Source organism: Streptomyces sp. NPDC005423 (assembly GCF_040606415.1).
Taxonomy (GTDB): domain Bacteria; phylum Actinomycetota; class Actinomycetes; order Streptomycetales; family Streptomycetaceae; genus Streptomyces.
In genome coordinates, this window is sequence record NZ_JBEXET010000002.1 from 305,679 (window position 1) to 329,014 (window position 23,336).

General features: G+C 71.2%; 21 protein-coding genes and 2 tRNA genes. 3 read left to right on the top strand and 20 right to left on the bottom strand.

The features are described from left to right. Positions 1–113: 113 nt before the first annotated feature. From holA to leuS, 8 genes are all read right to left on the bottom strand, one after another. The gene (holA, locus tag ABZT12_RS05215; protein WP_356377500.1) at positions 114–1,103 is read right to left on the bottom strand and encodes a DNA polymerase III subunit delta; all 990 of its coding nucleotides are present in this window, start codon (positions 1,101–1,103) and stop codon (positions 114–116) included. Between the two features lie 230 nt (positions 1,104–1,333). After that, a complete protein-coding gene (locus ABZT12_RS05220; RefSeq protein WP_356377503.1) occupies positions 1,334–1,579 on the bottom strand; it encodes a hypothetical protein in 246 nt (81 codons plus the stop codon). Between the two features lie 13 nt (positions 1,580–1,592). Then, positions 1,593–2,414: an arylamine N-acetyltransferase gene (locus tag ABZT12_RS05225; RefSeq protein WP_356377506.1), complete on the bottom strand. Its 822-nt coding sequence runs from the start codon at positions 2,412–2,414 to the stop codon at positions 1,593–1,595. A 143-nt stretch (positions 2,415–2,557) separates the two neighbouring features. Continuing rightward, positions 2,558–5,293 (bottom strand): ComEC/Rec2 family competence protein, encoded by a 2,736-nt coding sequence (locus ABZT12_RS05230; protein ID WP_356377509.1) that lies wholly within the window; start codon positions 5,291–5,293, stop codon positions 2,558–2,560. After that, positions 5,290–6,612 (bottom strand): ComEA family DNA-binding protein, encoded by a 1,323-nt coding sequence (locus ABZT12_RS05235; protein WP_356377512.1) that lies wholly within the window; start codon positions 6,610–6,612, stop codon positions 5,290–5,292. Before ABZT12_RS05235 ends, ABZT12_RS05230 begins: the two co-directional genes overlap by 4 nt. Before the next feature lie 146 nt (positions 6,613–6,758). After that, complete coding sequence (locus ABZT12_RS05240; RefSeq protein ID WP_356377515.1) at positions 6,759–7,604, bottom strand: DegV family protein; 846 nt, start codon at positions 7,602–7,604, stop codon at positions 6,759–6,761. 72 nt (positions 7,605–7,676) lie between these two features. Next, positions 7,677–8,405, bottom strand: coding sequence for a hypothetical protein (locus ABZT12_RS05245; RefSeq protein WP_356377518.1), 729 nt, complete (start codon positions 8,403–8,405; stop codon positions 7,677–7,679). A 141-nt stretch (positions 8,406–8,546) separates the two neighbouring features. Continuing rightward, positions 8,547–11,426: a leucine--tRNA ligase gene (gene leuS / locus ABZT12_RS05250; protein WP_356377521.1), complete on the bottom strand. Its 2,880-nt coding sequence runs from the start codon at positions 11,424–11,426 to the stop codon at positions 8,547–8,549. A 418-nt stretch (positions 11,427–11,844) separates the two neighbouring features. Between leuS and ABZT12_RS05255 the strand changes: the two genes are divergently transcribed. After that, positions 11,845–13,143, top strand: coding sequence for a cytochrome b/b6 domain-containing protein (locus ABZT12_RS05255; RefSeq protein ID WP_356377524.1), 1,299 nt, complete (start codon positions 11,845–11,847; stop codon positions 13,141–13,143). Then, complete coding sequence (locus ABZT12_RS05260; protein WP_356377527.1) at positions 13,140–14,750, top strand: NADH-ubiquinone oxidoreductase-F iron-sulfur binding region domain-containing protein; 1,611 nt, start codon at positions 13,140–13,142, stop codon at positions 14,748–14,750. Before ABZT12_RS05255 ends, ABZT12_RS05260 begins: the two co-directional genes overlap by 4 nt. Positions 14,751–14,805: 55 nt before the next feature. On the opposite strand, the gene ABZT12_RS05265 is transcribed toward ABZT12_RS05260, so the two are convergent. The 10 genes from ABZT12_RS05265 to ABZT12_RS05310 all read right to left on the bottom strand — a co-directional run bounded on the left by ABZT12_RS05265 (position 14,806) and on the right by ABZT12_RS05310 (position 20,049). Then, positions 14,806–14,878 (bottom strand) — tRNA-Ala (locus ABZT12_RS05265). Positions 14,879–15,012: 134 nt separating this feature from the next. After that, entirely contained in the window at positions 15,013–15,246 is a 234-nt protein-coding gene (locus ABZT12_RS05270; protein WP_003976229.1) for a hypothetical protein, read from the bottom strand. Between the two features lie 3 nt (positions 15,247–15,249). After that, positions 15,250–15,423 carry a hypothetical protein gene (locus tag ABZT12_RS05275; protein ID WP_356377530.1) on the bottom strand — a complete coding sequence of 58 codons (174 nt, stop codon included), beginning with the start codon at positions 15,421–15,423 and terminating at the stop codon, positions 15,250–15,252. A 281-nt stretch (positions 15,424–15,704) separates the two neighbouring features. After that, a tRNA-Ala gene (locus ABZT12_RS05280) sits at positions 15,705–15,777 on the bottom strand. A gap of 92 nt (positions 15,778–15,869) precedes the next feature. Continuing rightward, positions 15,870–16,532, bottom strand: a complete 663-nt coding sequence (locus tag ABZT12_RS05285; protein WP_356377533.1) for a histidine phosphatase family protein — start codon at positions 16,530–16,532, stop codon at positions 15,870–15,872. Beyond that, complete coding sequence (gene rsfS / locus ABZT12_RS05290) at positions 16,529–16,972, bottom strand: ribosome silencing factor (protein WP_356377536.1); 444 nt, start codon at positions 16,970–16,972, stop codon at positions 16,529–16,531. Before rsfS ends, ABZT12_RS05285 begins: the two co-directional genes overlap by 4 nt. A 135-nt stretch (positions 16,973–17,107) precedes the next feature. Beyond that, entirely contained in the window at positions 17,108–18,877 is a 1,770-nt protein-coding gene (locus tag ABZT12_RS05295) for an LCP family protein (protein ID WP_356377539.1), read from the bottom strand. Positions 18,878–18,893: 16 nt separating this feature from the next. Further along, positions 18,894–19,559, bottom strand: a complete 666-nt coding sequence (gene nadD, locus ABZT12_RS05300) for a nicotinate-nucleotide adenylyltransferase (protein ID WP_356377542.1) — start codon at positions 19,557–19,559, stop codon at positions 18,894–18,896. Positions 19,560–19,616: 57 nt separating this feature from the next. Continuing rightward, on the bottom strand, positions 19,617–19,778 hold the full coding sequence (locus ABZT12_RS05305; RefSeq protein ID WP_356377545.1) for a hypothetical protein: 162 nt from the start codon (positions 19,776–19,778) through the stop codon (positions 19,617–19,619). 109 nt (positions 19,779–19,887) lie between these two features. Next, entirely contained in the window at positions 19,888–20,049 is a 162-nt protein-coding gene (locus ABZT12_RS05310) for a hypothetical protein (RefSeq protein ID WP_356377548.1), read from the bottom strand. A gap of 102 nt (positions 20,050–20,151) precedes the next feature. On the opposite strand from ABZT12_RS05310, the gene ABZT12_RS05315 reads away from it, so the two are divergent. Beyond that, positions 20,152–21,279 (top strand): M48 family metallopeptidase, encoded by a 1,128-nt coding sequence (locus tag ABZT12_RS05315; protein ID WP_356377551.1) that lies wholly within the window; start codon positions 20,152–20,154, stop codon positions 21,277–21,279. Positions 21,280–21,453: 174 nt separating this feature from the next. Here the strand turns inward: ABZT12_RS05315 and ABZT12_RS05320 are convergent, their stop codons facing one another. Together ABZT12_RS05320 and ABZT12_RS05325 are read right to left on the bottom strand one after the other, a co-directional pair. Further along, entirely contained in the window at positions 21,454–22,527 is a 1,074-nt protein-coding gene (locus ABZT12_RS05320; RefSeq protein ID WP_356377554.1) for a hypothetical protein, read from the bottom strand. Between the two features lie 89 nt (positions 22,528–22,616). Then, the gene (locus tag ABZT12_RS05325; RefSeq protein WP_356377557.1) at positions 22,617–23,234 is read right to left on the bottom strand and encodes a hypothetical protein; all 618 of its coding nucleotides are present in this window, start codon (positions 23,232–23,234) and stop codon (positions 22,617–22,619) included. Between the last annotated feature and the right edge of the window lie 102 nt (positions 23,235–23,336).

The window sequence follows — 23,336 nt, forward strand, 5'->3', positions numbered from 1 at the left end:
CGTGGCTCGTGGCTCGTGGCTCGTGGCTCGTGGCTCGTGGCTCGTGGCTCGTGGCTCGTGGCTCGTGGCTCGTGGCTCGTGGCTCGTGGCTCGTGGCTCGTGGGCAGGGTCGCCTACGCCTGGCCCCGTGACCGAGCCGCCCGGGCGATCGCTACCACGGCCTTCTCCAACGCGTACTCGGGATCGTCGCCACCGCCCTTGACTCCCGCGTCGGCCTCGGCCACCGCCAGCAGCGCGGTCGCGACCCCGTCCGGCGTCCACCCCCGCATCTGCTGCCGCACCCGGTCGATCTTCCACGGCGGCATCCCCAACTCCCGCGCCAGATCCGCCGGCCGGCCGCCCCGCGCCGACGACAACTTGCCGATCGCCCGCACGCCCTGCGCCAACGCGCTGGTGATCAACACCGGCGCGACCCCTGTGGCCAACGACCACCTGAGCGCCTCCAACGCCTCCGCCGCCCGTCCCTCGACGGCCCGGTCCGCGACGGTGAAGCTCGACGCCTCCGCCCGGCCCGTGTAGTACCGGCCGACGACCGCCTCGTCGATGGTTCCCTCGATGTCGGCCACCAACTGGGCCGTCGCCGCCGCGAGTTCCCGCAGTTCGCTGCCGATCGAGTCCACCAGCGCCTGACACGCCTCGGGGGTCGCCGACCGGCCGAGCGCCCGGAACTCGCCCCGCACGAAGGCCAGTCGGTCGGCCGGCTTCGTCATCTTCGGACAGGCCACCTCCCGCGCCCCCGCCTTGCGCGCGGCATCGAGGAGCCCCTTGCCCTTCACTCCGCCCGCGTGCAGCAGCACCAGGGTGATCTCCTCGGCCGGTGCGCCGAGGTACCCCTTCACATCCTTGATCGTGTCCGCGGACAGATCCTGCGCATTGCGTACGACCACGACCTTGCGCTCCGCGAAGAGCGACGGACTGGTCAACTCGGCGAGCGTGCCGGGCTGCACCTGGTCCGCGGTGAGATCACGTACGTCCGTGTCGGCGTCGGCGGCCCGAGCGGCGGCCACCACCTCCTGCACGGCACGGTCGAGCAGCAGGTCCTCCTGGCCCACGGCAAGGGTCACCGGGGCGAGAGGGTCGTCATTCGCAGTCTTCCTGGCCATTGCGTAAAGCATCGCACGCGCCACTGACAACGCGGCGCGGGACGGCGAGGCGGGGCGGGACGGGCGGCGCGGGGCAGGGCGGCAGCAAGGCGGGAGCAAGGCGCGGGCGAAGAGGCCGTCGGTTCGTGCCGGGCAGGGGGCCTGATCACGTCGTAACTGGGACGTGTGCTCACTGGGAGCGGCCCGGGAGCGCTGGGCCCGCGGTTCGTGAGAGAGGGACGCTCCCGCCGTTACGGCTCCTCGCGCCAGCCGTCCCACTCCCTCGCGAACGCGTCCAGCTCACCGGGGTCGAGCCGCTCGTCCTCGTCCCGCAGAACCAGGAGCCACTGCGCGTCCTCCGCGTCGTCCTCGCCGGCCAGCGCGTCCCGCACCAACCGTGGCTCCTCGTGGACGGCGAACCGCTCTCCCAGCGCCTCCGCCGCCTCCCGCGCGGCATCGCGGTCGGGCAACACCAGTACATGTCTCACATCACTCACACGAGACATTTTCCTACCCGGCCCTACGTACCGTAGGCACCGCCCCCAACTCGATCCCGAACCGCTCCCGGTACACCGCCAACACCTCGGTGTCCGACGTCAGTTCCCTGACGTCCCGCACCCCCTCCGCGCTGGTCACGGTCAGCGTCCGGCCGCCCAGCGTGATCCTCCCGCCGTCCTCCGTGAGCCGCGAGCACACCAACGACTGCGTGAAGTGCGAAGCCGGCGACGTGCTGTGCCACCAGGCCCCGGCCACGAAGTCACCCAGCACCCGGGGCCGGGTCTCCAGGCGGTACTGCGGCCTGCCGTCCCGCACGACCTCCAGATCAACTGCCCCCACGCCCACCCCCGACCCGGCCGCGTCCGACCCCGCCTCCACGATCCTGAACTCACCGCCAGGATCCTGTTGCGCACCCCGCTCCCCGTAGGCCAACGGATGGTGACTGTGCGCCCCGAACCCCACATCCGCCAGCCACCCGCCCCCGTCCATCGTCTGCACCAACAGCGCGAGATGGTCGTACGGAATCCCCAGCCGCCCCGCCTCCCCGTGCACCCGCGCCGCCAGCAACGTGACCTCGAAACCCAGGGCGCTGAGCAACGCCCCGAACGCGCCGTTCAGTTCGTAGCAGAACCCGCCCCTGCCCCCGCCCACCACCTTGTCCAGCAGACGCCCCTCCTCCAGCACGATCTCCTCCCCGAGGTGCACCGACAAGTTCTCGAAGGGAACGGTCTGCAAATGGCGCCGATGCAGCTCACGCAGAACATCGACGGTGGGCTGCGCCGGGCGCCGGACTGCCAGACGTCGGAGATAGGCATCGACCTGTGCGGAGTTCATGGCCCCAGTGTCACGCGACGGGGCGCCGGCACTGGTCCTTCACCGCCTCCTTGGGGCCCTCCCTCCCCCTCCCCCCTCCCCCCTCCCTCCCCCACCCCACCCCACCCGCCTCGCCCCCGCCCCACCCCCGCCTCAACCGCGCGTCAACCCCGCGTCACGGTAAGGCCGCCGCCACCGCCCCAGCCTCCGCGTCCGCCCCCACCTCCGCCCGCACCCCCGCGACCGTCCTCTTCTCCGCCCCCCTTCCCCCGCGCCCGGGTATCTCCGTCACCGCCGCCCCCACTGCCGTTGCCTACGCCGGTGCCATCAGCCCCGCCGCTGTCGCCGCCGCTCCCCCCGACCGCCAGCGCCCCGTCCTGGTCGGTGCGTAACACCACCGCTCCCTCGGCTCGGAGTGCGGCGACCGTGCTGGGGGCCGGGTGCCCGTACAGGTTGTGGGCGCCGCAGCTGATCAGCGCCAGTCGCGGTGCTACCAGGCGCAGGAGGTCCGGGTCCTGGTAGGCCGAGCCGTGGTGGGCGACCTTGAGGACGTCCACGTCTGCCAGTTGCGCGGCCAAGGGTGATCTCAACAGGGCTTGCTGAGCCGGGGGTTCGAGGTCCCCGAGCAACAGGAGCCGTAGCCCGGCCGTCCGGACGAGCAGCGTGACGCTCGCGTCGTTCGGGCCGTCCGCATCCGGGGCCGGGGACGGTGGGGGCCACAGGACCTGCCAGGAGAGTGGGCCGGTGCGCCGTTGCTCTCCGGCCACCGCGCGAGTGAGCGGGATGTGCCGTTCGGCGGCCTCCTTCCTCACGAACTCGGCCTGGTCGGAGGGTTCTTCGAAGTCCGTCGTCTCGATCGCGCCCACCGAACGGCCGCGCAGCACGCCCGCCAGTCCCGCCACATGGTCGGCGTGGAAGTGGGTCAGTACGACGAGCGGGATTTTGGTGATGCCCAGTGTGCGCAGGCAGTGGTCGACCAGTTTGGGATCGGGCCCGGCGTCCACGACGACTCCGGCGCCGTCCCCCGCGGCGAGCACCGTGGCGTCGCCCTGTCCCACGTCGCACATCGCGTATCGCCAGTCGGGGGGCGGCCAGCCCGTGATCACCCGGGTCAGCGGCGGCGGTTCCACGACGACCAGCAGCAGAAGCAGTCCGCAGAGACCGCACAGCCATGGATGTCCGAGCAGTCGCCGGCCGACGAGCACCAGGGCGGTGACGGCGAGGCCGAGCAGCAGCGCCCCGGCCCAACTGCCCGGCCACTGCACTCCCCCGCCGGGCAACGCGGCCCCGGTCCGCGCCACCTCCGCGATCCACCCCGTCGGCCAACTCGCGCACCACGCAAGGGCTTTGGCCGCCGGCATCGCCACGGGTGCCGTCACCAGCGCGGTGAAGCCCAGCACCGTGGCCGGGGCGACCGCGATCTCCGCGAGCAGGTTGCAGGGCACCGCCACCAGGCTGACCCGCGCCGACAGCACGGCCACGACCGGCGCGCACAGCGCCTGCGCGGCGGCGGCAGCCGCCAGGGCTTCGGCCAGTCTCGGGGGAACCCGGTGGCGCCGCAGTGCCTCGCTCCATCTCGGCGCGAGCGTGAGGAGGGCGACGGTGGCCAGCACGGAGAGCAGGAAGCCGTAACTGCGGGCCAGCCAGGGGTCGTAGAGAACCAGTAGCAGGACGGCTGTCGCCAGGGCCGGGATCAGGGATCTGCGGCGGCCGGTCGCCAGGGCCAGCAGTGCTACGGCTCCGCAGGCCGCCGCTCTCAGCACGCTCGGGTCGGGCCGGCACACGATGACGAATCCGAGGGTGAGCACTCCGCCGAGCAGTGCGGTCGTGCGCAGGGAGATGCCGAGACGCGGCGCGAGTCCGCGGCGTTCGATGTGCTGGGCCAGTCCGGGCGGGCCGATGAGCAGGGCGAGCAGGATGGTGAGGTTGCTTCCGGAGACGGCGAGGGTGTGCGCGAGGTCGGTGTCCTTGAACGCCTCGTCCAGTTCGGGGGTGATCCGCGAGGTGTCCCCGACCACCAGCCCCGGCAGCAGGGCCCGCGCATCGCCCGGCAAGCCGTCGGTGGCCTCGCGCAGCCCCGCGCGCAGCCGACCCGCGAACCGCTGGGCGCCGGTCGGCTCGCCCATCACGTCCGGCACCGCCTGGTTGCGCACCCGTAGCACGGCCACGACATGGTCGCCGCCGGTCAGTGGGGGCGCCAGCCGTGCGGTCACCCGCAGTCGGGTGGACGGCAGGAGCGCGAGCCACGGCGACCGCGCCGGGCCGGTGCCGGGCGCCGGTGGGCCGCCCCTTCCCCTTCCGGATGTGCTCATGTCGACGATCACCAGCACCGGCGTCCGTGTGGCCACGGCCGTGCCGTCGCTCCGCTCGATCCGTCGCACCTCGGCGTCGATCAGTACGGCGACCGGAGCCGCGTGGTCCCCGCTGATCCGGGGCCGGGTGAGCCGGGGATCGGAGCCGACCTCGACCTCGGCGGTCACGGTCGCGTACTGCCGGGCCAGCTCAGGTACCGGTCCCCGTCGCAGGTCCGCGCCGTGCAGCCCGGCGGAGACGGCCGCCGCGCCGATGGCGAGAAACAGGGCGGCGATCGCGGCGCGCGGGAGGAGTGAGGGAGAGGCTCCGCCGCCTCTCCTCCTCAGCAGGAGCAGCAGGCCGAGGGCGACGGAGGCGAGCGCGAGCGCGGTCACCAGGGCCGGTGGGGCGTCCAGCATGAGTGCCGTCGTCGCCCAGGCGGCTAGTGCGGGCGGTACGAGGCGTAGGTCTGTCGGTCCTTCCTGCCGGGGGTGGGCGGCGCCCAGTCGGTTCCCGGAGTCCGCGTGGACGGTTCGGCGGCGGGGCGGGGCTGGAGTGGGTTCGGGCGCGGTGGGCTCCGTCCGAGGAACGGCGTGGTCGTGTGTCATGGCTGTACGAGGTCGCGTAGGTCGGCGAAGCGACGGTCGCCGATGCCGTTGACCTGGCGCAGTTCGTCCACCGAGCGGAAGCCGCCGTGCTGGGTGCGGTAGGCGATGATGCGCTGGGCCAGTACCGGGCCGACGCCGGGCAGGGTGTTGAGCTGGTCGGCCGTGCCCGTGTTGAGGGAGACCGGGGTGGAGGGCTGCGCCGCTCCCGTTCCGGCTCCGGGTCCTGTCGCCCCGGCACCGCCCCCTGGGCCGAGCCCTGCCGCAGGGGCGGGCGCGCCGACGACGATCTGTTCACCGTCCACCAGGAAGCGGGCGCGGTTGAGTCCGTCGGTGTTCGTGCCCGGACGTACGCCGCCGGCCGCCCGGAGCGCGTCGGTGACCCGCGAACCGGCCGGGAGACGGTGGATCCCCGCCTCCCGGACCTTGCCGGTGACGTCCACGACGATCTCGGTCCCGGCGCCACCTGTCACCGGCCGTGCGGCATCCGCCGCCGCTCCGTTCCCTCCCCTCCCCCCGGTGACGCCGCTCGCGGCTCGCGGGCCGGTCCCGTGGATCCGGTCTCCTCCGTATCCGGTTGCCGCCCGCACCACTTCCGGGGCACGTACGGAGTGGGGCCGGCCGGCCCAGAAGTGCTGGACGGCGAAGACCGCCGCGACGACGAGCAGTACGGCCAGCGCGATCACGCTCCTGCGCTCTATGGCACACCGGGTCTGCACCCACACCGGCAGCCGCTCGCGCAGCGCCGGCCCAGCCCGCTCCCGCCAACTACCCAGCCCCGCAGGCTGGTTGGGCGGCCGGTCGACCTCGCCCCCGTCATCTGCACCAGAACCGGCAGCGGAACCCGCACCGGTACCGCCACCGCCACCGCCACCGCCACCGCCACCGCGATACGACGTGACGGACCCCGCCCCGGGCACTGACCCGGACGCGGACTCGGGCACGGACCTGGACGCGGACGCGGCTCGCGGTGGAGTGGGGTGCGGTGCGGCCATGGGGGTGGGCCGGGCTGCCGTCGTAGTCGTCGGCAGCTCCGCGAACAGCACCTCCGCTCGCCGCCGAAGTTCGTCCGCCGCCCTTTCGCGACGCCGGGTCGGTCCTCGGCTTCGGCTCAAGTTCGGGTTGCGGCTCGGGCTGGGGTTGTGGCCCTGCTTGTGGCTCGGGTTGTGGCCCTGGTTGTTGTCCTGGTTCTGGTCGCGGTTCTGGCTCTGTCCCCGGCTGTGCGTGAGCGCGTGTCGGTGGTGGACGCGGCCGTCCGAGGTGGGGGCCCGGCCCGGGCCGCTGGTCGCGAGGGTGGTGCGTGAGCGTGATCGAAGTGCCATGTGACGAGGATGGGGGCGTTCGCCACTTCGCGATGATCTTGGTCAAATCCCGGGGAGGACCGGCCGGTTGTGGATAACTCCGTCACTCACACGTGTCCAGAGACGGACATGGGGGTGTCGCGGCGCTGTGACGGCGCCGGTCCGGCTCACCGTGGGGAGACCACGGCCCCCAGCAGTCCGGGTCCCGTGTGGGCTCCGATCACCGCGCCGATCTCGCTGACATGGAGATCGGCGAGTCCGGGCACGCGGGCGCGCAGCCGGTCCGCGAGGGCCGATGCCCGTTCGGGGGCGGAGAGGTGGTGGACGGCGATGTCGACCTGTGCGCTGCCGGCCCGGTCGGCCGCGATCTCCTCCAGGCGGGCGATCGCCTTCGACGCGGTGCGGACCTTCTCCAGGAGTTCGATGCGGCCGCCCTCCAGTTGGAGCAGCGGTTTCACGGCGAGTGCCGAGCCGAACAGGGCCTGGGCGGCGCCGATGCGGCCGCCCCGGCGGAGGTAGTCGAGGGTGTCGACGTAGAAGTAGGCGGAGGTGCCCGCGGCCCGCTTCTCGGCGGCCGTCACGGCTTCGTCCACCGTGCCGCCGGCCTCCGCGGTCTCGGCCGCGGCGAGGGCGCAGAACCCCAAGGCCATGGCGACCATTCCGGTGTCCAGCACCCGCACGGGCACCGGTGCTTCCCGGGCGGCGAGGACGGCGGCGTCGTAGGTGCCGGAGAGTTCGGCGGAGAGGTGGAGGGAGACGATGCCGGTGGCCCCGGAGTCGGCGACTCTGCGGTAGGTGTCCGCGAAGAGCTGGGGGCTGGGGCGCGAGGTGGTGACGGGGCGGCGTTTCTGGAGGGCCTGGGCGAGGGAGCGGGTCGAGATCTCGGTGCCCTCTTCGTACGCCTGGTCGCCGAGGACCACGGTCAGGGGCACCGCGGTGATGCCGTGGCGATCCATCGTCCGGGACGGCAGGTAGGCCGTTGAATCGGTGACGATCGCGACATGGCGGGACATGAGCTGGAGGTTACCTGCCGTAGCGGCCGGATGGCAGTCCGGCCCCTCTCACCTGGACGGGGACCGGCCGGATCAAGTCGTGCTCTCGGGACGGGGTTTCTTCTGCCACGGGTAGGAGGGGCGTCGTCCGGGCGGGGTGATGGCGGACGGGGCCGGCTCCTCGGCGGGGCGCGGGCGCGGGGTCTCGGGCCGGCTCTGCTGAGCCGTCGTGGCGTCGACGGGCGGGGCGTCGGGCCATGGGGGCGGTGCGGGGTCGGCCTTGGTCCAGTGCCGGAGGGCGCCGGCCTCCAGGTCTATCTGGGCGCTCAGCGAATCGAAGTCGTCGTCGGCGAAGCGGCGGGCGCGGTCGCGGGCCGCCCAGCGCAGGGAGTCAGCCGACTGTGTGATGCGCTCGGTGCGCTCGCGCAGGGCGGGCAGCCGCTCGGCGAGTGTTCTGCGGTCGGGCTCGGACTCCAGGCGCTTGAGTTCGGCGTCGAGTTCGTGGCCGTGCGCGCTGAGTCGCTCGAAGAGGCCCAGGGACTCCTTGAGCGATCCGTCCTCGGCCACGCCCGCGTGCAGTGCCTCCTGGGTGGCGCGCATCGAGGTGCGCAGGGCGAGCCGCAGTTGGGCGAGTTGTCCCTGGGGGCCGAGCTGAGCGAAGGACTTGGCGCGCAAGGTGTGGTCCTCGACGGTGCGGCGGGCCTGGGCGACGGTGCGGTCGACGCCGCGCTTGGCCGCGCCGATCGCCTTCACCGCGGCGTAGCCACCGAGGACGACGAACAGCAGGAAGAGAAGGGCGAAGACTGCGATCACGGCTTCCAACGCTCCTCCACCGGCCTGAGGCGGCGCACGCCGCGCCGCTCTTCAACGGTAAACGCTACGGGCAGGAGCGGAGTTCCGGCGAAACCCCGAACCTGCCCGTAGGGGAGTACCCCGAGAGGCCGGTCCCAGTCCGTCGAGCGGTCAGGCGGGGACGATGTTCACCAGCTTCGGTGCCCTGACGATCACCTTGCGGATGCTTGCGCCCTCCAAGGCGGCGACGACCTTCTCGTCGGCGAGCGCGACCTTCTCCAGTTCGGCGTCGGAGATGGCCGGTGAGACCTCCAGGCGTGCCTTGACCTTGCCCTTGACCTGGACGACGCAGGTCACGGTCTCGTCGACGACGTAGGCGGGGTCCGCGACCGGGAAGTCCTGGTGGACGACGGTGTCGGTGCGGCCCAGCTTCCGCCAGAGTTCCTCGGCGATGTGCGGGGCCAGGGGTGCGATCAGCAGTACCAGCGGTTCGGCGACGGAGCGCGGTACGGGGGCGCCCGTCTTGGTCAGCTGGTTGTTCAGCTCGGTGATCTTGGCGATCGCGGTGTTGAAGCGCAGCCCTTGCAGGTCCTGACGTACGCCGTCGATCGCCTTGTGCAGGGCGCGCAGGGTCTCGTCGTCGGGCTCGGTGTCGACGACGGTGACCTCGCCGGTCGTCTCGTCGACGACGTTGCGCCACAGCCGCTGCAGCAGCCGGTACTGGCCGACCACGGCGCGGGTGTCCCAGGGCCTGGAGACGTCCAGGGGGCCCATGGCCATCTCGTACAGGCGCAGGGTGTCGGCCCCGTACTCGGCGCAGATCTCGTCCGGGGTGACGGCGTTCTTCAGGGACTTGCCCATCTTGCCGAGCAGCCGGGAGACCTTCTCGCCCTGGTGGTAGTAGGCGCCGTCGCGCTCCTCCACCTCGGCGGCCGGCACCGCGATGCCGCGGCTGTCGCGGTAGACGTAGGCCTGGATCATGCCCTGGTTGTAGAGCTTGTGGAACGGTTCGGACGAGGAGATGTGGCCCAGGTCGAAGAGCACCTTGGACCAGAAGCGGGCGTACAGCAGGTGCAGTACGGCGTGTTCGGCGCCGCCGACGTACAGGTCGACGCCGCCGTGCGGCTGGTCCTCGCGGGGGCCCATCCAGTACTGCTCGATGGCGGGGTCGACCAGCTTCTGGTCGTTGTGCGGGTCCAGGTAGCGCAGTTCGTACCAGCAGGAGCCGGCCCAGTTGGGCATGGTGTTGGTCTCGCGGCGGTACGGGCGCGGGCCGCGGCCGTCGCCCAGGTCCAGGGTGACGTCGACCCAGTCCGCGTTGCGGGACAGGGGTGTTTCCGGGGAGGTGTCGGCGTCGTCGGGGTCGAAGGTGCGGGGCGAGTAGTCCTCGACCTCGGGCAGTTCCAGCGGCAGCATCGACTCGGGCAGCGGGTGGGCGATGCCGTCCTCGTCGTAGACGATCGGGAAGGGTTCGCCCCAGTAGCGCTGGCGGCTGAACAGCCAGTCGCGCAGGCGGAAGTTGACGGTGCCCTCGCCGATGCCCTCGCGGGTCAGCCAGGCGGTGATGCGCGCCTTGGCCTCGGGGACGGGCAGGCCGTTCAGGGAGACGTTGTCGTTGGCGGAGTTGATGATCTTCGCGTCGTAGGACGTGAAGGCGTTCTCCCAGGTCGACGTGGAGGTGCCGCGGCCGTCGGTCGGTTCGACGATGCAGTGGACGGGCAGCTCGAAGGCGCGCGCGAAGTCGAAGTCGCGCTGGTCGCCGGCGGGGACGGCCATGATTGCGCCGGTGCCGTAGCCCATCAGTACGTAGTCGGCGATGAAGACGGGGACGCGTTCGCCGTTGACCGGGTTGGTGGCGTGGACGCCGGTGAAGACGCCGGTCTTCTCCTTGGCGTCGGCCTGCCGCTCGACGTCGGACTTGGCGCCGGCCTGTGCGCGGTACGCGGTGACGGCCTGCGTCGGGGTGGCGTGGCCGCCGGTCCACACGTCGTGGGTGCCCTCGGGCCAGGCGGCCGGGATGAACTTGTCGACCAGGGGGTGCTCGGGGGCCAGCACCATGTAGGTCGCGCCGAACAGGGTGTCCGGGCGGGTGGTGAAGACGGTGATGCGTTCGCCGTCCACGGGGAAGTCGACGCGGGCGCCCTCGGAGCGGCCGATCCAGTTGCGCTGCTGGAGCTTGATGGCCTCGGGCCAGTCCAGGGCGTCCAGGTCGGCCAGCAGGCGGTCGGCGTAGGCGGTGATGCGCATGTTCCACTGGCGCAGCTTCGCCTTGAAGACGGGGAAGTTGCCGCGCTCGGAGCGGCCGTCGGCGGTGACTTCCTCGTTGGCCAGGACGGTGCCCAGCCCGGGGCACCAGTTGACGGGTGCTTCGGAGGCGTACGCCAGGCGGAACTCGCCCAGGACGTCGGCGCGTTCGACGGCGGTCAGCTCGCTCCACGCGCGCGTGTGGCCCGGTACGGGGCGCTCACCGCTCTCGAAGCGGGCGATCAGCTCGGAGATCGGGCGGGCCTGGTCGGCCTCGTCGTCGTACCAGGAGTTGAAGATCTGCAGGAAGATCCACTGGGTCCACTTGTGGTACTCGGGGTCGATCGTGGCGAACGACCGGCGCTTGTCGTGGCCCAGGCCCAGCCCCCGCAGCTGGACCTTCATGTTCTCGATGTTGGCCTCGGTGGAGGCGCGGGGGTGCGTGCCGGTCTGCACGGCGTACTGTTCGGCGGGCAGGCCGAAGGCGTCGAAGCCCAGGGTGTGCAGGACGTTGTGGCCGGTCATCCGCTGGAAGCGGGCGAACGCGTCGGTGGCGATGTAGCCCAGGGGGTGGCCGACGTGGAGGCCCGCACCGGAGGGGTACGGGAACATGTCCATGATGAACTTCTTGGGCTTGGCGGCCAGTGCGGGGTCGCCCGCCAGGTCACCGCTCGGGTTCGGCGCCTCGTAGGTGCCCTCGGCGTCCCAGAAGTCCTGCCAGCGTGCCTCGATGTCGGCGGCCATGGCTGCCGTGTAGCGGTGCGGCGCGACCACCTCGGCGGGGGCAGCGGGATTCGTCTCGCTCATGATCTTCAAAGCTCCATCGATCGTCTCTGCCGGCGGCTGCGACATTCGGAAAACGAAAAATCCCCTCGCACAGGAGGGGACGCCGCGCCGATTCCGATCTCGCCGGTGACCGGCGGCCGGGACTGATCAGCGCGGCTCGCTAAGCAGAAGGCGTACGGCACGCATGGCGTTAGGGTACCGCAGCCCTTGAGCGCAACGCGACGCGCTTCCGTATGCCTTCTAGATGCCTTCGAGCATCGCTCGGCGGGACCGCGCCACGGTCAGGGTTACTTCGCGTAACAGCCGCTAAGGGACAATCGCTACAACTACATAGTCGTTTGATAACAACGCAATAACTCAAACCTCGTACCCCCCGGTATGGAGCCACTTAGAGTTCGGCAGCGGGACCGCTTTCCCGGAACTGCTCGGAGTTGCCCCCATGAACCCTCGTCGTAGTACCCGTACCCTCGCCAAGCCCGGCCGCTCGGCCTACGGCGTGATGAGCGCCGTCGTCCTGCTCTTCATACCCGTGTTCGTGCTGGTCGGAGGGGACACGGTCCGCGCCTTCCTGAACTTCGGCGCGGGTGTGCTCTCCCTCGTCTCCCTGACCTGTTCGGTGATCTGGGGCCTCGTCGCCCAGGACCGGATCTTCCTCAACACCCGTCAGCGGATCGTCGGACAGGCCGTGCACCGGACGACCGCGGTCGCCTCGATCGCGTTCCTGCTGTTGCACATCACCACCAAGATCGCCCTCGATCACACCCAGTTGATCGCCGCCCTGATCCCGTTCTCGCTCGGCTTCTCGGGAAGCGCGGGCCTGATCGGCATGGGCTCGCTGGCCGGCCTGCTCATGATCTTCGTCGGCATCACCGGAGCGCTGCGAAGCAACTTCGCGTCCCCCGCCCCGGTCGCCGCCCGCTGGCGCGCCATGCACATGCTGGCGTACCCGGCCTGGGGCCTGGCCCTGATCCACGGCCTCTACTCCGGCCGCCAGGCCAAGCCGATCTTCTGGATCATGTACAGCCTCTGCCTGCTCGGTGTCATGGCCGCCCTGGCCCTGCGCTCGGCACCCCGTCCGGTCAAGCGCCGGATCGCCGACCGGATCATGTCGGTCCTGGGCGCCGAGGACCGGATCGGCCTCGACGACCTGGAGGCGAGCCGGACCCGCGCCACCGAGTCCGCGCTGCCCGGCTACGACAAACCCCAGCGCGGCGCACCGCCCTCGTTCACCGAAACGGGGGCCAACGCGCGCGTGGCGCCCGCGCCGTCCTACGAGAGCAGGACCCAGGAACCCGTCAACGACTACGCCGCCGCCTACCGCACCGCCACGCCCTCCGGCGGGCAGCAGTCCTTCGCCGGCCAGACCGCGCGCATGGACCTGCCGATGGACACGCAGGCCACGACGGCCGTCCCACGCGCCGACACCGGCGGCAGCGCCTCCGGCAGCTGGCCGATCCCCTCGCCACCGCCCGTCGGCGAGGCTCCCCCGTCGGCCTACGACCCCCTCCAGGACACCGGGTACAACATCCCGGCCTACAACGGCAACCCGGGCGCGGGCGGGTACGGCGAGGGTTACGTCTACAACACCGGTGAGTCGAACGGTGCCTCCGGGACGTACAACCCCAACGACACGTACAACAGCGGTCCCGCCACTGAAACAACGCCCGGTGCCTCGTACGACTTCGACGCACCGGGTACGGGCGAACCTTGGAACACGCCTTCCGGAGGCTTTAAGTGAACGAGGCCCTGCCCGACGTCCCCGAGGTCCGCGTCGTCGGCCTTCCTCAGCTCACGTCCGGCTTCGACCTTGTCGAACGGCTCGACCTGCCCATGCACCTCAAGGTGCACGGGCCCCTGGAACCACTCGGCGGGGAGCAGCTCGCGAAGCTCTCCGAGAGCATCAACCTGAAGGGCCGCGGCGGCGCGGGCTTCCCCTTCCACAAGAAGCTGCGCTCGGTCGCCGAACAGGCCATCAAGCGCGGCATCCGGCCCGTCGTCGTCGTCAACGGCAGTGAGGACGAGCCGGCCTGCCGCAAGGACACGGTGCTCATCAACCGTGCCCCGCACCTGATCCTCGACGGCGCCCTGCTGGTCGCCGAGGCGCTGGGCGCCCGCAACCTGGTGATCGGTGTGACCCGGGAGTCGACCCAGCGGTCGATGGAGGCCGCGCTCGCCGAGCGCGGCCTCAGCAACGGCCGCAGATCGGCCCTGCGCGCGCGGGTCCAGCGCAATCCCGTACGGATGGTCACCGGAGCGGCGGCCTCGCTGATCCGGTCCATCGACGGCGGCCCCGCGGTCCCGCCCGGCCGCAAGATCAGCGCCTCCCTGAGCGGCGTCGGCGGCGCACCCACCCTGCTGTCGAACGCCGAGACCTTCGCCCAGCTCGCCATCGCCGCCCGCATCGGCCCCGAGCGCTACGGCAACACCGGCCTCTACGACGAGCCCGGCACCGTCCTGCTCACGGTCTCCGGGGCGGTCGCCCGCCCCATGGTGATCGAGGTCCCCACCGGGGTACCGCTCCGCTACGTCCTGCAACTCGCCGGCGCCCCGCCGGTCCCGCAGGGCGTCCTGACGGGCGGCTACCACGGCAAGTGGATCGACTCCGCGACCGTCAACGAGGCGATCGTCTCCCGCAACTCCCTGGACGCGGTGGGCGGCACGCTCGGCGCCGGCGCGATCCTGCCGATCACTCAGGAGACCTGCCCGCTGGGCGAGTCACTACGGGTGGCGCAGTGGCTGGCCGAGGAGAGCGCGGGACAGTGCGGTCCCTGCTACCTGGGGCTGCCCGCCGCCGCACGCGGCATGGAGGACATCCTCAACGGCGGCGGCCCGGCCGCGCTGGAGGCCCTCAAGCAGGTCGCCAAGGCCGTGAAGCGGCGCGGCGCGTGCTCGCACCCGGACGGCTCCGCGATGTTCCTGGAGTCGACGATCAAGGCGTTCACCGACGACCTCGCCGCCCACGTCCTGGGGAACGGCTGCGGAAGGCCCGTGGAGGGCGTTCTGCCGCTCTTCGAGGACGGCAAGCTGCCGACGGGCATCCCGGGCGGCGCCGAGGCCGAGGAGACCGGCCCCAGCCGTCAGAAGATCTACGTCGACTGGACGCTGTGCCGGGGCCACGGCCTGTGCGCGGACATCCTCCCGGAGGTCTTCGAGCTCGGCGCGGACGGTTTCCCGACGGTCGCGCAGGCCCAGGTGCCGCGCTACGCGGAGGCCAAGGCCCTGCGGGCGGTGCGCCGTTGCCCCGCGCTGGCCCTGCGCCTGGAGGAGGACACCCGCTCGCAGGCACCGTCCCGCAACCTCCCGGTGCTCGCCCAGGGACGCGGCCGGCGGGCCCTCGGCCGCTGAGCCGGAGACACGACAAAGGCGGGCCATCCGATGGATGACCCGCCTTTGCTTTCTGTGGAGCTAAGGAGAATTGAACTCCTGACCTCCTGCATGCCATGCAGGCGCTCTACCAACTGAGCTATAGCCCCGTGCGGTGTTGCCCCGGGCTTCCCCGGCGGCGACGCCAACATTACACGGTCGACCCCGGGCTCCACCAAATCGATTTCGGTCCGTGCACATACGCCCCGTTTCGCCGGTTCTCGCCCGTTTTCTCCGGCTCGCGTCAGGCCGTCACGAACGAGTAGAAGCGTTTGAGTGTGCAGTGCTCCTCAAGGAGGCGGCCGTAGATCGGTTCACCCTCCAGCTCCCGATATGTCTCGATCGGGTCGCCTTTTATGATCAGTGCCCGCGCGCACTCCTCGCACCAGTACTGGTAGTCGGGATTGACCGGCTCCATGTCCCGCACGATCGGCGTTCCACTGCCGCACCAGTCGCACTTTCGCCTGTGTGCACCCATCGATCAGCTCCAGCTGTGGCCGCAGGCCGTGCACACGTAGGAGATTCCGCCGTTGTCCCCGAGTACTTGGGCGACGTGGGCGGAACCGCAGGAAGGGCAGCTCAGGCGGGTGATGGTGTCCCGTATCAACGCCGCATCGAGAAGGCGGTCGACCTCCTCGATGATGCTCGCAGGCATCGCTACTCCCTCCCGTCGGGCCGCGCCCCCTCCGGCCGTTTGATTCTGCCACGGCCGGGCCAATACGGTCAGCGACGCCTTAGTACCAGTCCGGACACGGCACCCACCACGGCCGTCCCTCCGCAGAGGTATACGCCCCGAGGCCCCCAAGTGACTCAAGCGGGTACGAGAACAGTCTGCCCAACCCCATGCCGCCGGGGGCGGTGATCACGCGGTCGGTGCGACCGGAACCAAAAGATCCCGCCCCTGACGGGACGGGATCTTCACGGTTTCGATCTCTGTGGAGCTAAGGAGAATTGAACTCCTGACCTCCTGCATGCCATGCAGGCGCTCTACCAACTGAGCTATAGCCCCGTGTGTTCTTCCCGCTCGGCGGGCGAACAAGAAGAACTTTAGCCTGCGACCTGCCCGAAAGTGAAATCCGGGATCGCGGGCCCGGAGGCCGCTCAGTCGTCGTCGCCGAGGACCGGTTCCGGGAGGGTGCCGGCGTTGTGTTCGAGCAGGCGCCAGCCGCGCGCGCCCTCGCCGAGGACCGACCAGCAGCAGTTGGAGAGGCCACCGAGGCTCTCCCAGTGGCGGGCCTCCAGGCCGAGCAGCCGGCCGATGGTGGTGCGGATGGTGCCGCCGTGGCTGACCACCACCAGGGTGCCGTCCTGGGGCAGCTTCTCGGCGTGCCGCAGCACTACGGGGGCGGCCCGGTCGGCGACCTCGCTCTCCAGCTCGCCGCCGCCCCGGCGCACCGGCTCACCGCGCTTCCACGCCGCGTACTCGTCGCCGTGGCGGGCGATGATCTCCTCGTGCGTCAGCCCCTGCCAGACGCCCGCGTAGGTCTCCCGCAGGCCCTCGTCGTGGGTGATGTCGAGGCCGGTGAGGGCGGCCAGCTCGGCGGCCGTGGCGGCGGCCCGCCTCAGGTCGGAGGCAACGATCGCGTCGGGCTCCAGGGAGGCCAGCAGCCGGGCCGCGCGCCGGGCCTGCCCGACGCCGGTCCCGGTCAGCTCGACGTCCGTGGTGCCCTGGAAGCGGCGCTCCACGTTCCAGGCGGTCTGGCCGTGCCGCCACAGGATGATCCGGCGGCCCCGGTCCGCCCGGCGGTCGGCGGGCGCGGTCACCGCACCTCCCCGAACTCGGCCGCGTCCTCCTCGGCCTTCAGCTTGGCGTGCTCGGCGCCCTTGCCGCGGGTGGCCTTGGCGTCGGCGGGCAGCTCCAGCTCGGGGCAGTCCTTCCAGAGCCGTTCGAGGGCGTAGAAGACCCGCTCCTCGCTGTGCTGGACGTGGACGACGATGTCCACGTAGTCGAGCAGGACCCAGCGGGCCTCGCGGTCGCCCTCGCGGCGGACCGGCTTGACGCCGAGTTCCTTCTGGAGCCGCTCCTCGATCTCGTCGACGATCGACTTGACCTGGCGGTCGTTGGGCGCGGAGGCCAGCAGGAAGGCGTCGGTGATCGACAGTACGTCGCTGACGTCGTAGGCGATGATGTCGTGCGCGAGCTTGTCGGAGGCTGCCTGGGCGGCGGCGTTGATGAGCTCGATGGAGCGGTCGGTGGCGGTCACTACAAGGCTTTCCGTCGGCGGTCGATTGACTTCAAGGGTCTCACGGACCGCCGGGCACACCTCCCCGTGACCGCGAGGGCACGCACCGGACGCCCGCCGCGGCCCCCGGGGCGGAGAGCCGCCCGGGGGACCGTCTCAGGACGACGAGGGCTTGTAGTCCTGGCCGAGGACCACCGAGACGTCCGCGTTCGCGGAGACCGTGCCCTTGACCACCGAACTGGCGGGCAGGTTCAGGGTCTTGGCGACCTCGGAGGCGTTCTCCTTGTCGGCGGCGGTTCCGTAGGTGACCTGGGAGGTGGCCCGGGTCGCGGAGGTCGTGCCCGCTTCCAGGAAGGTGAAGCCGCCGTTGAGGAGCACCACGCGGGCCTTCTCGGAGTCGTCCTTCACGCCGGTGGCGTTCTGCACCGAGACGCGTACGGCCGATCCCTTGGCGGGACTCTTGGCGGTGCCGCCGAGCACGTCCTTGACGACGCTGCCGCTGGCCTGCTCGGTCACGGTGCCGTCGTTCTGGACGGGCAGCAGGGCCGTCTTGTAGTCGCCGCTCTTGGCGAGGTCGGCGAGCTTGGCGAGGAAGGTGCCGAGATCCTTGTCGGTGAGCGGCGGGTCGAGGATCTGGGCCAGCGTCTCCACGGTGGTCGTCGCGCCCGCCGGATCGGACGACAGCTTGCGCAGCACGCCCTGCATGACCTGCCCGAACCGCTCCAGCTGGGCGTTCTCTGCCTCCCCAGGGGCGCGGTAGGTGGCGTAGGCGACGGCCGCCTGGCCGCTCAGGGTCTGGTCCTTGCCCTGGTGGACGAGGGGCGCGGTGCCCTTCTTGGCGCTGGTGGCGGGCACGTCGGCGTCGGTGTCGAGCTCGATGTTGCCGACCAGGTCGACCAGGTTCTGCAGATAGGGGGTGTCCAGGCGCCAGGTGCCCTCGATGTCGGTGCCGAGGACGGTGTCGATCTCGTCGAGCGTCCCGGAGGAGCCGTCGTCGGAGACGGACTTGGCGAGGGTGGTCGTGCTGCCGTCGTCGTCGGTCAGCGCGAGGGAGTTGGGGAGCAGGACGGTGCTGCCCTGCTTGGTGGTGGTGTTGTCGACGAGCAGCGCCGTGGAGGTGCCCCCCTTGGCGGTGTTGTGCAGATGGACGACGATCACGTCGCGGTTCTGCGCGCCGGCCGCCGCCGTCGTCGTCCCGGACTTCGCCCCGGGCGCCGAGACGCCGGGGAGCTTCCCCGCGTACCAGAGGTAGCCGACACCGCCCGCGGCGACCAGGGCCAGCACCACGACGAGGGCGACCAGACGGCTGCGGGCGCGGCGCTTGGCCTCCTCGCGGCGCTCGGTGCGGTTCTCGGTGAAGTTCAGCCAGTCGATGACGTCCTCGGAGTCGCCGACCGGCTCCTCGACGAACGCGAACTGCTCGGTGTGGTAGTCCCGTTCACCGGCCTCCGCGGGCTTCTCGTCCTCGGCCGGGCCCGCCTGCTGCGGGATGTAGGCGGTCTGCTCGGCGACGCGCGCCCGCCGCCCGCCGCCCGCACCCTGCCCGTAGGGGTCGTACGCCGTCCCCTCGCCGTTCCCGGTGCCGTACGGGTCGTAGCCGCCCTGCCCTTGCCCCTGCGCTTGGCCGCCCATGTCGTACGACGACTGCTGCGGCTGCTGCTGTTGCGGGCCGGTGTCGTAGCCGGGGTCGGGCACGGCCTGCTGGGGGCCGGTGGCGTAGGGGTCGTAGCCGTAGCCCTGTTCTTGCTGTTGTTGTTGCTGCTGCTGTTGTTGTTGCTGCTGCTGCTGCTGGGCGTACGGGTCGTAGGGCTGTTGCTGCTGGGAGTGCTGGGGTCGGGCGACCTGCTGGTACACAGGCCTGCCGTACTCGTCGTAGCCGACGATCTCGTACGGTTCGCCGTACTCCGCGTCGTATCGGTCGTTCACCGGTGCCCCTCTCGGCTCACTCGCCGCGGTACAGCTCGCGCTTGTCGATATAGCGCACGACTCCGTCGGGCACCAGGTACCAGACAGGGTCTCCCTTCGCGACTCTCGCACGGCAGTCTGTGGAGGAGATGGCGAGCGCGGGTACCTCGACCAACGAGACACCGCCCTCCGGGAGCCCCTGTGCGGTCAGCGTGTGGCCGGGCCGGGTGACCCCGACGAAGTGCGCGAGGGAGAACAGTTCCGCCGCGTCCCGCCAGGTCAGGATCTGGGCCAGGGCGTCGGCGCCGGTGATGAAGAAGAGGTCCGTGTCGGGGTTGAGCGCGCGCAGGTCGCGCAGCGTGTCGGTGGTGTACGTGGGGCCGCCGCGGTCGATGTCGATCCGGCTCACCGAGAACTGGGGGTTCTCGACGGTCGCGATCACCGTCATCAGGTAGCGGTCCTCGGCCAGGGCGACCTTGCGGTCGGTCTTCTGCCACGGCTGGCCGGTCGGGACGAACACCACCTCGTCCAGATGGAACTGCGCGGCGACCTCGCTGGCCGCCACGAGGTGCCCGTGGTGGATCGGGTCGAACGTTCCGCCCATGACGCCCAGGCGGCGCTTGCCGGGGTTCGACGGGCCGTTGTTCCGCGGGCCCTCGGCCGCACGGTGCACCGGGCCGGTAGGCATGTCCTGCTCTCCCATGCGTGCAGACCCTACCGGCCCGATATGAAGGCCCTGTCGGTCACGGTGGACCCGGACCTAGCGGTCCCGGTTGAAGCGGGTGGTGATCCACAGCAGGAGCAGCAGGACGAGGAAGGCACCGCCACCGGTGATGTAGGGGCTGAGGCTCTCGTGACTGCCACCGCCCTCACCCTCGGCGGCGAGGGTGGCCAGCTGCGCGGCGGTGCTCTGGATATTCATCTTCGGCAGAACCTATCCGGTGTGGGCGGCATGAAGAGGTCGGCCCATGGTAAGCGGGCGGTCCGGCGACGATCACGCCGACTCCGCCATCGGGAACTCCGCCGTCGGTTCAGTCGTCCTTCTGTCTGTACCCGCGCAGCAGGAACCACGCGGTCAGGATGCAGCCGAAGAACATCACGATCAGTACGACCCGGAGCAGGTCCCCGGACCCTTGCTGGGGGGCGGCGTTCGCGGCCTCTGCGAGCCAGGCGGCTCCGGAACTGTGCTCCATGACGTGGACTCCTTCGCTGTACTGCCCGTACACGGTATCTCCGCCTAGGCTGGGCTCTGCTTCGGGGGCACTCAGCGCACACAGACGCACATGGGGGACCACATGTCCGAAGACGGCCACGGCAACAGCGGGCGGGAGAACGGCGGTCACGAGCAGGTGCCGAGCAGGCAGCGCAGGCGCTTCCCGGGGATCTCCTCGCGTGCCTACGAGCATCCGGCCGACCGCTCCGCCCTGGTGGCACTGCGCAAGCTGAGCGGGTTCGACACGGTGTTCAAGGCGCTCAGCGGGCTGCTGCCCGAGCGCAGCCTGCGGCTGCTGTTCCTCTCCGACTCGGTGCGGGTGTCGGACCAGCAGTTCTCGCACCTCAACGACATGCTGCGGGACGCCTGTCACATCCTGGACCTGGAGAAGGTCCCGCCGATGTACGTGACGCAGGATCCGCAGCCCAACGCGATGTGCATCGGTCTGGACGAGCCGATCATCGTCCTGACCACCGGTCTGGTGGAGCTGCTGGACGAGGAGGAGATGCGGGCGGTCGTCGGCCACGAGGTGGGCCACGCGCTCTCCGGCCACTCCGTGTACCGCACCATCCTGCTCTTCCTGACGAGTCTCGCCCTGAAGGTCGCCTGGATCCCGCTGGGCAACCTCGCGATTCTGGCGATCGTGACGGCGCTGCGGGAGTGGTTCCGCAAGTCGGAGCTGTCGGCGGACCGGGCGGGGCTGCTGGTGGGCCAGGATCTGCGGGCCTCGATGCGCGGCCTGATGAAGATCGCGGGCGGCAACCACCTGCACGAGATGAACGTCGACGCCTTCCTCAAGCAGGCCGAGGAGTACGAGGCGGGGGGCGACCTGCGAGACTCGGTGCTGAAGATCCTCAACGTGCTGCCCCGCTCCCACCCGTTCACCACCGTGCGGGCGGCCGAGCTGAAGAAGTGGGCCGAGTCCCGCGACCACCAGCGGATCATGGACGGGCACTATCCGCGTCGCGAGGAGGACAAGGACACCTCGGTCACCGACTCCTTCCGGGAGTCGGCGGCGAGCTACGCGGGCAACGTGAAGGCGTCCAAGGACCCGCTGATGAAGCTGGTCAGCGACCTCGCCGGTGGCGCGGGCGACCTGGGCGGCCGGGTCCGGCGCGGCTTCGGCGGCTTCGCGAGCACCACGCCCCAGGACCAGCCGTCCTCCGACGACCAGCCGCCCACGGACGCACCGGGCCGGAACACGGACTGAGGGGACTGACGGGGGCCGAGGGGGACTGACGGGGACCGTCACGGCCGGCTTACGGGACCGGAGGCGGACGGACGGTTGGACGGGCGCACGGCAGACGGGTGGCGGGCGGAGACTTTCGGCCAACTTCCCGCCCGCTCACGGCAGTTGACCGTGCGGTCCGCGAAGTGAGCAGGCTCAGACCCTGGGCATGGCGCTCTTCGCCAGGGTTCCGCACAGCGCCGTCGCGCTCTCCGTGGCGTAGGGGTCGGTGACCGCCGGGGTGGTGGCTCCGGGGGTCTGGCCGGCCAGGAGGGGGCGGAGCCCGGTCGCGGAGTCGCCCGCGCACGGGAGGGGGCCGGCTTCGAGGTAGGAGACGACCAGTTGGGTCTGGTGCATGCGCAGGTCGTCGCGGTCGAAGCGGAACCGCAGGGCGCGGCGGACGGTGAGCAGGGACACCAGGGGCCTGGCGGCGGAGGAGCCGGTGGGACGGAGGGCGTAGACGAAGGTCGCGTCGGCGGTGACCTCAAGGGCCGAGGAGTCGGTCTCGACGGCTTGCAGGGTGCCCTGGACGCGGATGCCGCGGTCGGCGAGTTCGACACGGGACGGGTCGAAGCGGACCAGCCATCCCGTGGGCGCGTGCCGGCCGTCCGCCGCCGGATGCTCGAAACTCCGGTCGAACTGGTCGAGTTGGCCGGGGTCGACGAGGACGCGCACCGGCCGGGTCTGGCCGCCGGTGAGCACCGCCGGGTAGAGGGAGGACTCGACGAGGTAGTCCTTCGCCGTGCTCAGGGCCGCGACGACCTCGCTGTCGGAGAAGTGGTCGGTGCGTCGCGCGGCCGGCAGCGGGATCCCCTCGGCGCCGGCTTCGAACTGGGCGGCCGGACTGTGGGCGTAGAGGTTCTCCGCGTCGGCCGCCCCGGGCACCTTGCCCTGCGGGGAGAGCGGGATGACGGTCATCCGCAGGGGTTCGGCGGGGGGCTGGGCCGCGGGTGCGGTGTAGGGGTGGCGCACGCCCATGTAGATCGCGGTGCCGAAGGCGACGGCGATCAGCAGGACCAGGAGCAGGGCCTGCCGGGACAGGCTGCGGTGGAGGGCCGGGCGGCGGCGGACGGCGGGTGCGTGGTCGGCCATGCGCTCCCGCGCCGAGTACTCCTGGAGGCGGGCAGCGCGGACGAACGACTCGTCGAAGACGACGGATCGGTACTCGTCCTCTCCACCGCCCGGGGCACCCTCGGGTGTCCCCTCGGGTGGGATTCCTGGGCCGCCCATACTTTCAGAGTAGGTCTCAGGGGGCTCGGGTAAACGCGACGGTGCGCGACAAGTTCTGACAGGTTCCCACCAGGTCCGTCAGGGCCCGCTCAGGGGGTGCGCGGTACGGCCGAGACGGGTGGCCGGGAGTGGTCGGCGGAGGTGGAGGGCGCCGTGGAGATGCCCTGTCCGAGGCCGGTGGAGGCGGGCGGCGGGATTCGGTCCCGGCCGCTGGAGGAGGCGCCGCGGTAGACCGCGGTGAAGGCCAGTGCCACCATGCCGATGCCCATCATCAGGGCGAGCAGCCAGGCGACGGGCCGGTGCCAGCGGACCTGTTTGCCGTAGGTCCCGGGGGCGCCGTAGCGGCCTTCGAGGACGTCCGGGTCGTCGAGGTCGTCCAGCTCGTCGTACTCCGGGTCGTCGCCGAGACCGCGCTCGCGGCCGTGGCCGTTCTCGGGGCGCGCGTCGTCGCGGGCGCGTCTGCCGAGGGTGCGGCGGGCTTCGGCCTCGGAGGCCTCGGCTCTCGCCTGCGCGGCGGCCAGGAGGCGTTCGACGGCGGTGGGCTCGTGCACCACGGCCGCCTGTATGAACGCCTCGTCGAAGACCACGGAGGCGAACTCTTCGTCCGACCTTCCGCGGTCGTGGTCGTCGTCGGGCTCCCCGCCGTCGGGAAACGGCGTACCCCCCACGTCCTCCGGCACGGTTCCAGAATAGACCTGGGGGGTCATTTTGGGCAGACGGCGAGGAAATTCTTCCGCCAGGTGAGACGCCGTGGCCGGGACGAGGACGCATGCCGGGCGCATATGCCGGACGCCGGTCGCCGGTGCCCG

What these genes read in the sequence shown, in the direction of transcription:
- holA (WP_356377500.1), bottom strand. Translation starts at nt 1,103, where the DNA reads ATGGCCAGGAAGACTGCGAATGACGACCCTCTCGCCCCGGTGACCCTT.
- ABZT12_RS05225 (WP_356377506.1), bottom strand. Translation starts at nt 2,414, where the DNA reads ATGAACTCCGCACAGGTCGATGCCTATCTCCGACGTCTGGCAGTCCGG.
- ABZT12_RS05230 (WP_356377509.1), bottom strand. Translation starts at nt 5,293, where the DNA reads ATGACACACGACCACGCCGTTCCTCGGACGGAGCCCACCGCGCCCGAA.
- ABZT12_RS05235 (WP_356377512.1), bottom strand. Translation starts at nt 6,612, where the DNA reads ATGGCACTTCGATCACGCTCACGCACCACCCTCGCGACCAGCGGCCCG.
- ABZT12_RS05240 (WP_356377515.1), bottom strand. Translation starts at nt 7,604, where the DNA reads ATGTCCCGCCATGTCGCGATCGTCACCGATTCAACGGCCTACCTGCCG.
- leuS (WP_356377521.1), bottom strand. Translation starts at nt 11,426, where the DNA reads ATGAGCGAGACGAATCCCGCTGCCCCCGCCGAGGTGGTCGCGCCGCAC.
- ABZT12_RS05255 (WP_356377524.1), top strand. Translation starts at nt 11,845, where the DNA reads ATGAACCCTCGTCGTAGTACCCGTACCCTCGCCAAGCCCGGCCGCTCG.
- ABZT12_RS05270 (WP_003976229.1), bottom strand. Translation starts at nt 15,246, where the DNA reads ATGGGTGCACACAGGCGAAAGTGCGACTGGTGCGGCAGTGGAACGCCG.
- ABZT12_RS05275 (WP_356377530.1), bottom strand. Translation starts at nt 15,423, where the DNA reads ATGCCTGCGAGCATCATCGAGGAGGTCGACCGCCTTCTCGATGCGGCG.
- nadD (WP_356377542.1), bottom strand. Translation starts at nt 19,559, where the DNA reads ATGGGAGAGCAGGACATGCCTACCGGCCCGGTGCACCGTGCGGCCGAG.
- ABZT12_RS05305 (WP_356377545.1), bottom strand. Translation starts at nt 19,778, where the DNA reads ATGAATATCCAGAGCACCGCCGCGCAGCTGGCCACCCTCGCCGCCGAG.
- ABZT12_RS05310 (WP_356377548.1), bottom strand. Translation starts at nt 20,049, where the DNA reads ATGGAGCACAGTTCCGGAGCCGCCTGGCTCGCAGAGGCCGCGAACGCC.
- ABZT12_RS05315 (WP_356377551.1), top strand. Translation starts at nt 20,152, where the DNA reads ATGTCCGAAGACGGCCACGGCAACAGCGGGCGGGAGAACGGCGGTCAC.
- ABZT12_RS05320 (WP_356377554.1), bottom strand. Translation starts at nt 22,527, where the DNA reads ATGGGCGGCCCAGGAATCCCACCCGAGGGGACACCCGAGGGTGCCCCG.
- ABZT12_RS05325 (WP_356377557.1), bottom strand. Translation starts at nt 23,234, where the DNA reads ATGACCCCCCAGGTCTATTCTGGAACCGTGCCGGAGGACGTGGGGGGT.